We start from the raw sequence: 12,856 nt of genomic DNA on the forward strand, positions 1-12,856 counted from the left end.
TTCAGCGAAATTGTTTTAATTGCTCAGACAGAATTTTATACCATTGACAATTAGAACAATCAAACAAATAGTATTTACTATTAGAAATGGAGTTTATTTATGCAAGCTTTTTCATCTTATTTTTCAACTTATGGCGGTGCCTTTTTCGCAGCACTAGGTGTGGTTCTGGCGATTTTTCTTAGTGGTATTGGTTCTGCGCGGAATGTCGGCTCGACCGGTCAGGCTGCAGCAGCGTTGTTAAAAGAACAGCCCGAGAAATTTGTTAGCGCTTTGATTTTGCAGTTGTTGCCAGGTACGCAAGGGTTGTATGGTTTTGTTATTGGAATTTTAATTTTCTTTAAAGTTCAACCTGAAATGGCTCTCCAAACAGGCTTGGCACTCTTTTTTGCCGCACTTCCAATTGGAATTGTTGGTTATTATTCTGCTAAATATCAAGGAAATGTAGCGACAGCAGGCATGCAGATTTTGGCAAAACGTCCTGAAGACGTAATGAAAGGAGTAATCCTTGCTGCCATGGTCGAAACCTATGCTATCCTTGCCTTTGTTGTGTCTCTTTTAATGGTTTTGAATGTGAAATGAAAATGAGACAGTTTTTAGGGTCTTGAACCATCTGATTTCATAGAAGGAGGCAGATATGGGATTTGAATCTCAATTGAGGGATTCGGTTTTAGAGCAGGCGCATGAAAATGGGCGCCAGTTAGTAGCTAATGCCCAAGCAACCCTTGATCGCGAAACTAAAGAACAAAAAGCACGGCTGAAACAAGAAAAAATGCAACAACGTGAGCAAGAAGTAAAAGTGCTAAAACGTCAAGTACAACGTAAAGTGCAGCAACTTGAAAATGAAAAACGTCAATCTACTTTGGCGACCAAGCAACGGATTTTGAAAGAGTTATTTGCAGGAGCTTATGAGCAGATGGCGGCTTGGTCGCTCAAACAGGAACAGGCTTTTTTGGAGCAGATCTTAAAAAAGTATCCTCAAGAAGAGCTGGTTTTGACATTTGGTTCACGAACATTTGGTAAATATTCAGCCGTTCAATTAGAACAATTGTTAGAGCGTTATCCGCAAGTGAAATTAGCTTCTTCACCTGTGAGTGGAGAAGCGGGTTTTCTCCTTTCTCGGGGGAATGTTGACGATAACTACCTCTACCGTTATTTAGTGGATTCTTTATGGCAGGAGGAAAGCTATCGGCTCGCTCAGGCTATTTTCCAAGATAAAGAAGAGTAAGGAGACTGTTCATGAATGACAATACTTTCGCACAAGTTAATACGGAAATTAGTATTCATGAGAGTAGTTTCTTAAGTCCTGCGCAGTATGAGCAGTTGTTGCGAGCTTCAAGTTCTGAAAGTCGATCAGCAGCTTTGGAAGGGACAGCATATAATCCGAATCATGAACAACTAACTGACTTAAATACGATTGAGAGATTTCTCATGAAGCATTTGTTTGCAGAGTATACATGGGCTTTTGAAGTCAGTCCAACATCTGCTTTGGTGGAGTTTTTCACGCTTAAATATACCTATCATAATCTTAAAGTGTTGCTTAAGCACAAGGCAACAGGCTTAAATTTAAAGCATCTGTTGATTCCTGTCGGGTCATATTCGTTAGACATGCTGGAGCAGCTGATTACAACCTTTTCCACGGAATACTGTCCAAAATTGATGGTGGATGAAATAGAAGCAACTTGGGCAGAATATCAGGATTACCAAGATGTACGTGTTCTAGAAATCGGAATGGATCTAGCTTATTTCGCGCACTTAAAAAGGTTGGAATCTGAATTTGAAGATGAGCGGCTTAAGCAGTTGGTACGGTTGACGATTGATTTTTACAATGCAACAACGGTACAGCGTGCCATTCGTCACCAAAAACCGCATAGTTTTATGACACAGCTCTTATCTGATGATGGATCTTTAACAAGTGCAGAGTGGATTGAGTTGGCAGAAAAAGGGCAACTAACGGACTGGTTTTCTCAAGTAAACCCATTAGAATTTGATGCAGAATTGTGCTCTTATGAAGAAAAAATGCATTTGGGGAAGCTGACAAATCTTGAACTGGAATATTTAGCAGACTTGGTTCCGTTTAAACTCTTAGAGCAAGGGCGATTTGAAACAAGTGGTCCGCTTCCATTAGCTCGCTATTTATTGGGAAAAGAGCTAGAAGTGAAAAATCTTCGACTTATTTTGACCGGTTTGACAAATCAACTTCCAGTAGAAACCATTAAAGAAAGGATGAGACCGATTTATGGCCAGTAAAACTTATAAAATTGGTGTGGTAGGAAATCGTGATGCCATTCTACCTTTTCGTCTAATTGGTTTTCAGACTTTTCCAGTCACAGGAGCAGCTGATGCTGTGAATGCTTTACGCCGACTGAGTCGAGAAGATTTTGCCATTATTTATTTGACAGAGGATGTGGCTGCAGAAATCCCTGAAACATTGACTTGCTATGATAAGCAAGTATTGCCGGCGATTATTTTAATCCCGACTCATAAAGGAATAATGGGATTAGGACGGGGACGCATTCGTGAGAATGTAGAAAAAGCAGTCGGACAAAATATTTTAAATTAGAAGGAGCAAGACTTGAGTCAAGGAAAGATTATAAAAGTTTCAGGTCCTTTGGTGGTTGCTTCTGGAATGCAGGAAGCGAACATTCAGGATATTTGTCATGTTGGCAATTTGGGCTTGATTGGGGAGATCATCGAGATGCGTCAAGATGAGGCTTCTATTCAGGTATACGAAGAAACCTCTGGTCTTGGGCCAGGAGAACCAGTAGAAACAACAGGGAGTCCGTTATCGGTTGAGTTGGGGCCGGGGCTGATTTCGCAAATGTTTGATGGCATTCAACGTCCTTTGGCACGCTTTCAAACGGTGACACAGAGTGATTTTCTGGTACGTGGAGTTCAGCTACCTAATTTGAATCGTGAGACTAAGTGGGACTTTGTACCTTGTCTAACTGTCGGCGATGAAGTCCAAGCTGGAGATATTCTAGGCACCGTTCAAGAAACCGAGCTGGTAGTGCATCGTATTCTGGTACCAGTTGGTGTTAGTGGTCGGCTGACGGCTATTGAAGCTGGTAGCTTCACGGTCGAGGAAGCAGTCTATGAAGTTGAGCGTGCGGATGGTTCTGTCTTTGTCGGCAGTCTCATGCAGAGGTGGCCAGTCCGGAGAGGCCGTCCATTTGCTCAAAAGCTGATCCCAGAGGAACCTTTGGTGACGGGTCAACGCGTGATTGATACCTTTTTCCCAGTCACCAAGGGCGGGGCTGCTGCTGTTCCTGGCCCATTTGGAGCTGGCAAGACCGTTGTTCAGCATCAGGTTGCCAAATTTGCTAATGTGGATATTGTGATTTATGTTGGTTGTGGCGAGCGGGGAAATGAAATGACGGATGTCTTAAATGAATTTCCAGAGCTAATCGATCCAATAACTGGTCAGTCAATTATGCAACGAACCGTTCTGATTGCGAACACGTCCAACATGCCAGTTGCGGCGCGTGAGGCTTCTATCTATACAGGAATTACAATTGCTGAGTACTTCCGAGACATGGGCTACTCTGTGGCCATTATGGCAGATTCGACCTCACGTTGGGCAGAAGCTCTGCGGGAAATGTCCGGGCGTTTGGAAGAAATGCCGGGCGATGAAGGCTATCCTGCCTATCTCGGCAGTCGGATTGCTGAATATTACGAACGAGCCGGTCGGGTGAAAACCTTAGGTAGTGACGAGCGCGAGGGAAGTATTACTGCAATTGGTGCCGTTTCCCCTCCAGGTGGAGATATTTCGGAGCCCGTCACGCAAAATACTCTACGGATTGTCAAGGTCTTCTGGGGATTGGACGCTCAGTTGGCACAACGTCGTCACTTTCCGGCTATCAACTGGCTTAGTTCTTACTCACTTTATCTAGATGAGGTAGGGCACTATATCAATCAACATGAACAGTTGACTTGGTCAGAAAAGGTAACCAAGGCAATGAACATTCTTCAAAAAGAGAGTGAACTACAAGAAATCGTACGGTTGGTTGGTCTGGATTCGCTGTCTGAAAAGGATCGTCTTACCATGAATACAGCAAAAATGATCCGTGAGGACTACCTGCAGCAGAATGCTTTTGACGAAGTGGATACTTACACTTCCTTTAAAAAACAAGTGGCTCTTCTTACTAATATCCTAACGTTTGATGAAGAAGCTAATCGTTCTTTGAATTTAGGTGCCTATTTTACTGAGATTATGAACGGTACTGTAGAGTTGAGAGATCAGATTGCCCGCTCTAAATTTATCCCAGAGGATCAGTTGGAAGCAATTCGCAGTTTGGATACCGCTATTCGGGAAAAACTGCATGATATTCTTGCCCAAGGAGGAGCAACCAATGAACGTGATTAAAGAATACCGTACCGTCAGTGAAGTTGTCGGCCCTTTGATGATTGTGGATCGAGTAGAAGGGGTGCATTTCAATGAATTAGTGGAAATCCAACTCCATGATGGAACGAAGCGTCAAGGGCAGGTCTTAGAAGTGCAAGAAGATAAGGCGATGGTGCAGCTGTTTGAAGGCTCTAGCGGAATCAATCTAGGGAAAACTAAGGTGCGTTTTACCGGTCATCCTCTTGAGTTGCCAGTATCAGAAGATATGGTCGGAAGGATTTTCAATGGGATGGGTAAGCCTATTGATGGTGGTCCAGATATTTTGCCTGAGAAATACTTGGACATTGACGGTCAAGCGATCAATCCAGTAGCAAGAGATTATCCTGATGAGTTCATTCAGACTGGGATTTCAGCTATTGATCACCTCAATACTTTGGTACGCGGTCAAAAACTGCCAGTCTTTTCTGGATCGGGCCTGCCTCATAAGGAATTGGCCGCTCAGATTGCTCGTCAAGCTACTGTGCTCAATTCAGAAGAAAATTTTGCAGTCGTTTTTGCGGCTATGGGGACGACCTTTGAAGAAGCCGAATTTTTTATGAATGACTTGCGGGAGACGGGGGCCATTGACCGCTCTATCCTCTTTATCAATCTAGCAAATGATCCTGCTATTGAGCGGATTGCGACACCACGAATTGCCTTGACGGCTGCCGAATACTTGGCTTATGAAAAGGACATGCACGTTCTCGTCATCATGACAGATATGACGAACTACTGTGAGGCCTTGCGAGAAGTATCCGCTGCTCGTCGAGAGGTGCCAGGACGCCGAGGATATCCGGGTTATCTTTATACCAACCTATCCACCCTGTATGAGCGTGCAGGACGTTTGGTAGGGAAGAAAGGCTCGGTCACACAAATTCCAATTCTTACCATGCCTGAGGATGATATCACTCATCCCATTCCTGATTTGACTGGTTACATTACTGAGGGTCAGATTATCCTGTCGCGTGACCTTTACAATAGTGGTTATCGTCCGCCGATTAATGTGTTACCGTCTCTTTCACGTCTCAAGGACAAAGGATCTGGCGAAGGAAAGACTCGGGGAGACCACGCGGCAACGATGAATCAGCTTTTTGCGGCTTATGCACAAGGGAAACAGGCCAAAGAATTAGCAGTTGTACTAGGAGAGTCTGCATTATCTGATACGGATAAACTCTATGTACAATTTACTGAGCGATTCGAAAAAGAATATATCAATCAAGGATTTTATACCAATCGAACGATTGAAGAAAGCCTAGATTTAGGTTGGGAATTGTTGTCTATCTTGCCACGGACGGAGCTGAAGCGGATTAAGGATGATATGATTGACCAATATTTACCAGAAAGTAGGCGGCAAGCTTAAGGAGGTGAGCCGATGACTCGTTTGAATATCAAACCCACTCGAATGGAACTCAACAATCTAAAAGAGCGCTTGAAAACAGCTACTCGCGGTCATAAACTTCTCAAGGATAAGCGAGATGAACTGATGCGTCGTTTCATTGAAGCTGTTCGCGAAAATAATCGCCTTCGCCAAAAAGTTGAAGAAGCTCTAGTTGGTCATATGCAGGACTTTGTGTTGGCAAAAGCTTTGGAAAGCGACCTTATGGTGGAAGAAATTTTTGCTGTCCCTATGCGAGAAATCAATCTCCATATCGAACAGGAAAATATCATGAGCGTGCAAGTTCCTAAGATGCATGCCCATATTGCCAATCCTTACGGTGATGATGAGGGAGATGTAGTTTATAGCTACGTGGCATCCAACAGCCAGATGGATGAGACGATTGAAGATATGAGTAACCTATTGCCAGATCTTTTGCGCTTAGCAGAGATTGAAAAGAGCTGTCAGTTGATGGCGGATGAAATTGAAAAAACTCGCCGCCGGGTCAATGGCTTAGAGTATGCAACTATTCCAGATCTCATAGAAACCATTCATTATATCGAAATGAAGCTAGAAGAGGCTGAACGAGCTAGTCTAGTGAGAGTTATGAAAGTGAAATAATGATGGGAGAGTGTTCAAAAAACTGAGGTAGCCAAATAATGTTGTGTAATAAGTTGATAGTGGGATACTCGATATTTAAAATCACTGTCACTGAGATTCAGTCCTATGGCTGACAATGCGAATCAAAAAACAAAACAGACGATGCTTTGATGAGTTGACGTCTGTTTTTCTTTTCGATGATTAGACGTGCAAGCAAGAAGAAACCAAAAGTCTACGCACGTTAGTATTTTCTATAGAAATGCGAGAATTTTCTGATAAGTCATGTTATAATAGAACAGACTACATGAAAGGGATAAAAATTTATGACTTTAGTTTATCAATCAACACGTGACGCAAACAATACAACGACAGCTAGCCGAGCTATTTTGCAGGGATTGGCAACAGATGGCGGTCTCTTTACTCCAATTTCTTATCCTCAGGTAGAGTTGGATTTTGCAAAACTAAAAGACGCTTCCTATCAAGAAGTAGCAAAATTAATTTTATCTGCTTTCTTAGATGATTTCACAGATCAAGAGCTAGACGATTGTATTGCCCATGCTTACGATAACAAGTTTGATACGCCGACCATTGCTCCCTTGGTTAAGCTAGACGGTCAGTATAATCTAGAGCTTTTCCACGGGGCGACCATTGCCTTCAAGGACATGGCTTTGTCCATCCTGCCGCACTTGATGACAACCGCAGCTAAAAAGCACGGCTTGGAAAATAAAATTGTCATTCTGACGGCGACTTCTGGAGACACGGGTAAGGCAGCTATGGCAGGCTTTGCAGATGTTCCTGGGACCGAGATTATCGTCTTTTATCCGAAAGACGGTGTCAGCAAAGTTCAGGAGCTGCAAATGACGACTCAGAAAGGGGACAATACTCATGTAGTGGCTATTGAAGGGAATTTTGATGATGCTCAGACCAATGTCAAGCAGATGTTTAATAACGCTGTGCTTCGCAAAAAACTAGCAGAACACAAGTCGCAATTTTCTTCCGCCAACTCCATGAATATCGGGCGCTTGGTGCCACAGATTGTTTATTATGTCTATGCCTATGCACAATTGGTCAAAACCGATCAGATTCGAGCTGGTGAAGCAGTTAATTTTTCTGTTCCAACTGGAAACTTCGGTAATATCTTGGCAGCCTACTATGCTAAACAAATAGGTCTTCCAGTTGGCAAGTTAATCTGTGCTTCCAACGAAAATAATGTCTTGACAGATTTCTTTAAAACACATATCTATGATAAGAAGCGCTGTTTCAAGGTGACATCTAGCCCGTCTATGGACATTTTAGTTTCTTCAAATCTAGAGCGCTTGATTTTCCACCTGTTAGGAAATAATGCCGAAAAGACAGCAGAGTTGATGACCAATCTCAAAAAACATGGTCAGTATGAGTTGACCAACTTTGACTCAGAAATGCTAGCACTCTTTGCGGCTGAATATGCCACAGAAGTGGAGACCGCGGCTGAAATCAAACGGGTTTATGAAATATCTAACTATATTGAAGATCCGCATACAGCAGTAGCATCAGCCGTTTATCAAAAATATCGTACCAAAACAGGTGATGACACGAAGACAGTCGTTGTTTCAACTGCCAGTCCTTACAAATTCCCAGTTGTTGCAGTCGAAGCTGTGACTGGACAAACCGGACTGAGTGATTTTGAAGCTTTGGCTCAGTTACATGATCTTATTGGTGTGTCAATTCCAGCAGCCGTGGATGGCATCGAAACGGCTGAAGTCCGCCATAAAATGATTGTTGCTGCTGACCAGATGCAGGCGGCAGTAGAAAAGGATTTAGGACTTTAACCATTTTCAACACTCAGAGGGGACCTACCTGAGAGTTTTCGGCTTGTAAAAGTATGTAAACAGTCTATTGCAAGTCTCGTACAGCAAAGGGGATAATCAGAGCAGGAGTTTCATAATGCATGACTACTTATAAAAAGATTTTAAACATAGCTTTGCCAGCCATGGTAGAAAACTTTTTGCAGATGCTAATGGGAATGGTAGATTCGTATTTAGTAGCTAGTCTAGGTCTGGTGGCTATTTCAGGAGTTTCGGTTGCTGGCAATATGATTAGCATTTACCAGGCCATTTTTATTGCGCTAGGATCAGCGGTATCCAGTCTAATTTCTAAGAGTTTAGGAGAAGGAGACCGAGATAATCTAGCTTATCATACTAGTGAAGCCATTAAATTGACCCTGATGCTGAGTGGGTTTCTGGGACTTTTCTCGCTTGCTTTTGGACGCCAAATATTGGCTTGGTTGGGAACGGAGCCTGCAGTCGCTAATGCAGGTGGTCTCTATCTCGCTTTAATCGGAGGAACAATTGTTCTTTTGGGAATGATGACAAGTCTAGGGGCTTTGGTTCGAGCGACCAGCAATCCCCGCCTGCCTATGTATGTCAGCTTTTTTAGTAATCTACTTAATGTCCTTTTTTCCAGCATTGCAATTTTTATTTTCCACATGGGAATTGTTGGAGTGGCATTGGGAACCATTTTAGCTCGTCTGGTGGGCGTCTTCATTTTATGGAAAGAATTGTCGCTACCTTTGGCGCCTTGGAGTTGGAAGCTGGATTGGGAACTGCTGCGCTTATCTCTGCCAGCTGCTGGGGAACGATTGATGATGCGAGCCGGGGATGTTGTGATGATTGCTATTATTGTTAAGTTCGGGACAGACGCCGTCGCAGGAAATGCTATTGGAGAGGTTCTGACCCAGTTTAACTACATGCCGAGCTTTGGTGTCGCTACTGCAACAGTCATGTTGGTAGCTCATGCAGTGGGACAAGCAGACTTTCAAGCAGTTAGGAGGCTGACAAAGCAGACGTACTGGTTATCTCTAAGCCTCATGTTACCGATAGCTCTGTTTCTTTTTGGGTTTGGGCAGCCGTTAACACAACTTTATACAGCTGACGGTGATGCTATTCAGGCTAGTTTATCTGTTGTTCTGTTTTCACTTTTGGGAGTGCCTATGACAGCAGGAACAGTCATCTATACAGCTGTTTGGCAAGGGTTGGGCAATGCTAAGTTGCCTTTTTATGCCACGACGGTTGGTATGTGGCTCATTCGCATTGTAGCAGGCTATTTTCTGGGAGTAACGCTGGGCTTGGGCTTGCCTGGAGTTTGGACGGCTACTCTTTTGGACAATGGCTTTCGCTGGCTATTTTTACAAATGCTCTATCAACGGAAAATGAGGGAGCGAACATGACGAGAGCTTTTATTTGGGATTTGGATGGAACATTACTAGATTCCTATGACGCTATTTTGGCGGGGATTGAAGAAACTTATACTCACTATGGATTGGACTTTGACCGAGAGGGCATCCATGCTTATATTTTGCGGCATTCTGTTCAAAAATTGCTAGAAAAAGTCGCAGTAAAAAAAGGCTTGAATGCAGAAGAGATGAATCAATTTAGAGGGCAAAGCTTGCAAGAGAAGAATGCTCAAATTGAGCTTATGGATGGTGCTAAGACAATCCTTGATTGGGCGCAGGAAGCAGGTATTCAGCAGTTTGTTTATACCCACAAGGGGGAAAATGCCTACCAAGTTTTAGCTGATTTAGATATTTTGGATTATTTCACAGAAATTGTGACGACGGCTAATGGATTTGCAAGAAAACCTGATCCAGAAGGGGTGGATTATCTGGTGGAAAAATATCAGTTGAATAAAGAAATGACTTACTATATCGGTGACCGAATGCTAGATGTAGATGTTGCCTTTAACAGCGGTATTCAATCCATCAATTTCTGTGATTACCGACCAACGATTAATCAAAAAATCAATCAGTTAGTAGATATACAAAAGATAATCCGTTAAAGGGAAGCAAAATGGTTGCTTTTCTTTTTTTATAGTCCACAATTGACTTGTTAATAGTTGACGAATCACCAAAACTAAAAAGGAGAACTAGGGTTCCATTCATCACCTACTATATCAACTACATTCAACGGAGCAGGCTATCGCGCAATTCTTTGCGTAATGAGCTTAACGTGGCATTTTTGATGAATCATATTCCGTGTAATCAGGCAGCGGTGCAAGAAGTCTTGAAAATCATCCCGCAGTATTGACCCAGCATTTCAAACTTTTAGAAGAACGTGGTTATGTTCAACGAAGTCGCAATCCCAAAAATAAACGAGAGATTAGATGTAATGAATCTTGTAAAAAAGCAACTTTTACAGAATCCGCCGAGTCCCCATGTAGGTGTCCAAAATGAAGACAGTCCTCGTCTAGAAATTGTGACTCTTTGTGTTTAGTTTGTCATTGGTATCGCAGGATACGGCGCAGTAACAGCTAATAAGAAAATCATCTTGACCCAAGGAGGTCCCGCTATTTTAGCTATTTTAAGTATTTTATTGTTTAAATAAGGCTAGCATTAGCCTTTATAAAAGTTTAAGTGAATCACTATTAACGTTTTGTGCTCTAAATGATTTATTACTTCATTTTTCTCTAGAATAAATAGCTCAAAAGCGCTATAATGAAAGTGGAAAGATTCTCATATATGGAGGTGTCAAGATGGACGAATTGAAAAAAGTTTTGCTGGCAGGGATTGGATTGACTTCCATGACCTATGATAAAGCTAGTGAATTTGTCAAAGAATTGATTGCCAAAGGTCGCTTAACGGTGGATGAAGGCAAGCAACTTCAGTCAGAATTAAAGCGCAAAGCAAAAGAACAAACCGCTGAAAGTCAAGTTGAACAAATAGATAATGTATATGCAACCAAGCAAGATATTGAACGATTAGAAGACAAACTAGACCAATTGCTTAAAGGGCTTTCGAAAACAGAAGAATAGTCTTCCATGATAACGCAGTCACAACTTTATAAAGACTGCGTTTTTTGCTAAACTAAAAGCAGGATTTGAAAGAAAAATTGACAATTATAAATAGAAGGAGGATAACTTTATGGCAAACAAACGCTTACGAGAGATTCTAACAGCCTTTAGTGCTGTTGGTTGGTCCAATCTGAAAGATCGAAAGAAGCCACTGGACGAGAAAAAAGCTCCTAAGCAATTGCGAGAAGCTTTTGAGCAACTAGGACCCAGTTTTATAAAAATTGGTCAAATTTTGTCCACTCGCAGTGACTTATTGCCAGAAATCTATATCAAAGAGTTAAGCAAGTTGCAAGATGACGTCAAACCTTTGGATAAAGAGACTGTCATGGTTGCGATTGAAGACGAGTTAAAACGCCCAATTGAGCAACTTTTTTTAGACGTCTCGCAGGAACATTTAGCAAGTGCTTCCGTCGCACAAACTCACCGTGCTGTTTTGTTAAATGGCGATGAAGTTGTGCTGAAAATTCAGCGTCCGCATATTCAAGAGCAAATTACAGAAGACATTGCGCTCTTGATTCGCCTAGCTCGTCATTTTCCTAAGCATTTGCTGCCTATGGTGGATTTGCCAAAGATTCTACAACAGTTGCAGACCACTCTCTTGAACGAAATTGACTTTCGCAATGAAGCTAAGTACATGGACGAATTTGCTCGCTACAATCAAGAGATTCCTTGTGTTGGCGTGCCAAAAGTCTATCCAGACTTTACCACTCCCCACTTAATTGTGGAAGAATACATTCCTGGCGTCCGCATCAATCAATATGCTGTTTTACAAGAAGCGGGTTACGATTTGGCAGATATTGGTCAGAAACTCATGTTGAGCTTTATCAAGCAGGTATTTAAAGATGGCTTTTTTCACGGTGATCCACATCCAGGTAATCTTTTAATCTATGAAGGAAAGATTTATTTTATTGATTTTGGAATTACAGGGGAATTGGAAACGGGTTTTCGTGTGTCTCTAAACGACATGCTGTCTAGTTTTACGACACAAGACATTGATTCGATGACACAGGCTATTCTAACAATTACGACTACTAGTGAACCAATCAATAAATTGCAATTAGAGCAAGATATTGAGCGCATGTTAACCAAATACGGTAATTTAGAGTTGGGCTCCTTGTCGATTACAGATATGTTTGAGGATGTGGTGGCGATTTGTAGGCGTCATCATTTACAAGTACCTTCTCAGATGGCAATTTTAGAAAAAGCCGCTTTGCAAATTGAAGGTCTTTTTCGCGAGCTAGCTCCTAATATCAATCTGATGACCTTAGCCAAGCAATATTTCCTTGAAAATATGAAATCAGATATTTTACACCAAACCTTGAGTTATGATTCTTTCTTAATCGAACTACTCTATTTGCTGCGGCATGGGAAAACCATTCCAAGACGGCTCCACCAGCTAGTGGAGCAGGTGGTGAATGGTCGCTTGGTTGTCAATCATGACTTGATAGACTACAATCAACGATTTCGTCGTATCGAATCTTTGACCAATCGTCTTGTACTAAGCCTTGTCTTTCTGGCTTTATTATTGACAGGGGGCATGTTAACCTTCAATCCGGAGCTGTTGCTTTTAGCGAGAAGTCTTTTTGCTTTAGCAGGATTAGTGTTGATATGGATTTTTTATCTGATTATCCAGTCCACAAAAAAATAACATAAAAAGAAAACGAGATAACTTGAAT

Annotated in this window: 13 protein-coding genes and 1 pseudogene; all 14 read left to right on the plus strand. The window is 42.1% G+C overall.

Translation table 11 applies throughout. The annotated features are described in order from the left end of the window. The first annotated feature begins 99 nt into the window (after nt 1-99). Complete coding sequence (locus HMPREF2542_RS02930; RefSeq protein ID WP_003071156.1) at nt 100-579, plus strand: V-type ATP synthase subunit K; 480 nt, start codon at nt 100-102, stop codon at nt 577-579. A gap of 55 nt (nt 580-634) precedes the next feature. Further along, nucleotides 635-1,225, plus strand: a complete 591-nt coding sequence (locus tag HMPREF2542_RS02935; protein WP_049493856.1) for a hypothetical protein — start codon at nt 635-637, stop codon at nt 1,223-1,225. An 11-nt stretch (nt 1,226-1,236) separates the two neighbouring features. Next, complete coding sequence (locus HMPREF2542_RS02940; RefSeq protein ID WP_058670035.1) at nt 1,237-2,247, plus strand: V-type ATPase subunit; 1,011 nt, start codon at nt 1,237-1,239, stop codon at nt 2,245-2,247. Then, the gene (locus HMPREF2542_RS02945; protein ID WP_070484300.1) at nt 2,237-2,560 is read left to right on the plus strand and encodes a V-type ATP synthase subunit F; all 324 of its coding nucleotides are present in this window, start codon (nt 2,237-2,239) and stop codon (nt 2,558-2,560) included. Before HMPREF2542_RS02940 ends, HMPREF2542_RS02945 begins: the two co-directional genes overlap by 11 nt. 12 nt (nt 2,561-2,572) lie before the next feature. After that, the gene (locus tag HMPREF2542_RS02950) at nt 2,573-4,363 is read left to right on the plus strand and encodes a V-type ATP synthase subunit A (protein WP_058670037.1); all 1,791 of its coding nucleotides are present in this window, start codon (nt 2,573-2,575) and stop codon (nt 4,361-4,363) included. Continuing rightward, nucleotides 4,350-5,741 carry a V-type ATP synthase subunit B gene (locus HMPREF2542_RS02955; RefSeq protein ID WP_003071147.1) on the plus strand — a complete coding sequence of 464 codons (1,392 nt, stop codon included), beginning with the start codon at nt 4,350-4,352 and terminating at the stop codon, nt 5,739-5,741. Before HMPREF2542_RS02950 ends, HMPREF2542_RS02955 begins: the two co-directional genes overlap by 14 nt. Nucleotides 5,742-5,753: 12 nt before the next feature. Further along, nucleotides 5,754-6,377 (plus strand): V-type ATP synthase subunit D, encoded by a 624-nt coding sequence (locus tag HMPREF2542_RS02960; RefSeq protein ID WP_058670038.1) that lies wholly within the window; start codon nt 5,754-5,756, stop codon nt 6,375-6,377. A gap of 302 nt (nt 6,378-6,679) precedes the next feature. After that, nucleotides 6,680-8,164, plus strand: a complete 1,485-nt coding sequence (gene thrC / locus HMPREF2542_RS02965) for a threonine synthase (RefSeq protein ID WP_058670039.1) — start codon at nt 6,680-6,682, stop codon at nt 8,162-8,164. Nucleotides 8,165-8,283: 119 nt separating this feature from the next. Next, nucleotides 8,284-9,561, plus strand: coding sequence for an MATE family efflux transporter (locus tag HMPREF2542_RS02970; RefSeq protein ID WP_058670040.1), 1,278 nt, complete (start codon nt 8,284-8,286; stop codon nt 9,559-9,561). After that, the gene (locus HMPREF2542_RS02975; protein WP_058670041.1) at nt 9,558-10,169 is read left to right on the plus strand and encodes an HAD-IA family hydrolase; all 612 of its coding nucleotides are present in this window, start codon (nt 9,558-9,560) and stop codon (nt 10,167-10,169) included. The genes HMPREF2542_RS02970 and HMPREF2542_RS02975 overlap by 4 nt, the downstream gene beginning before the upstream one ends. Before the next feature lie 244 nt (nt 10,170-10,413). Further along, a complete protein-coding gene (locus HMPREF2542_RS10095) occupies nt 10,414-10,563 on the plus strand; it encodes a helix-turn-helix domain-containing protein (RefSeq protein WP_227743456.1) in 150 nt (49 codons plus the stop codon). A 4-nt stretch (nt 10,564-10,567) separates the two neighbouring features. Then, nucleotides 10,568-10,714: pseudogene (locus HMPREF2542_RS10100) on the plus strand (DUF1304 family protein); the annotation flags it as partial. Between the two features lie 148 nt (nt 10,715-10,862). Further along, a complete protein-coding gene (locus HMPREF2542_RS02980; RefSeq protein WP_006270381.1) occupies nt 10,863-11,141 on the plus strand; it encodes a phasin family protein in 279 nt (92 codons plus the stop codon). A 109-nt stretch (nt 11,142-11,250) separates the two neighbouring features. After that, on the plus strand, nt 11,251-12,828 hold the full coding sequence (locus HMPREF2542_RS02985; RefSeq protein ID WP_058670042.1) for an ABC1 kinase family protein: 1,578 nt from the start codon (nt 11,251-11,253) through the stop codon (nt 12,826-12,828). The last annotated feature ends 28 nt before the right edge of the window (nt 12,829-12,856 follow it).

It is taken from the genome of Streptococcus sp. HMSC034B05 (assembly GCF_001809055.1).
Lineage (GTDB): Bacteria > Bacillota > Bacilli > Lactobacillales > Streptococcaceae > Streptococcus > Streptococcus constellatus.

Bases quoted from the DNA above. Each gene is read 5' to 3' on its own strand.
- HMPREF2542_RS02930 (WP_003071156.1), top strand. From the start codon at position 100: ATGCAAGCTTTTTCATCTTATTTTTCAACTTATGGCGGTGCCTTTTTC.
- HMPREF2542_RS02935 (WP_049493856.1), top strand. From the start codon at position 635: ATGGGATTTGAATCTCAATTGAGGGATTCGGTTTTAGAGCAGGCGCAT.
- HMPREF2542_RS02940 (WP_058670035.1), top strand. From the start codon at position 1,237: ATGAATGACAATACTTTCGCACAAGTTAATACGGAAATTAGTATTCAT.
- HMPREF2542_RS02945 (WP_070484300.1), top strand. From the start codon at position 2,237: ATGGCCAGTAAAACTTATAAAATTGGTGTGGTAGGAAATCGTGATGCC.
- HMPREF2542_RS02955 (WP_003071147.1), top strand. From the start codon at position 4,350: ATGAACGTGATTAAAGAATACCGTACCGTCAGTGAAGTTGTCGGCCCT.
- HMPREF2542_RS02960 (WP_058670038.1), top strand. From the start codon at position 5,754: ATGACTCGTTTGAATATCAAACCCACTCGAATGGAACTCAACAATCTA.
- thrC (WP_058670039.1), top strand. From the start codon at position 6,680: ATGACTTTAGTTTATCAATCAACACGTGACGCAAACAATACAACGACA.
- HMPREF2542_RS02970 (WP_058670040.1), top strand. From the start codon at position 8,284: ATGACTACTTATAAAAAGATTTTAAACATAGCTTTGCCAGCCATGGTA.
- HMPREF2542_RS02975 (WP_058670041.1), top strand. From the start codon at position 9,558: ATGACGAGAGCTTTTATTTGGGATTTGGATGGAACATTACTAGATTCC.
- HMPREF2542_RS02980 (WP_006270381.1), top strand. From the start codon at position 10,863: ATGGACGAATTGAAAAAAGTTTTGCTGGCAGGGATTGGATTGACTTCC.
- HMPREF2542_RS02985 (WP_058670042.1), top strand. From the start codon at position 11,251: ATGGCAAACAAACGCTTACGAGAGATTCTAACAGCCTTTAGTGCTGTT.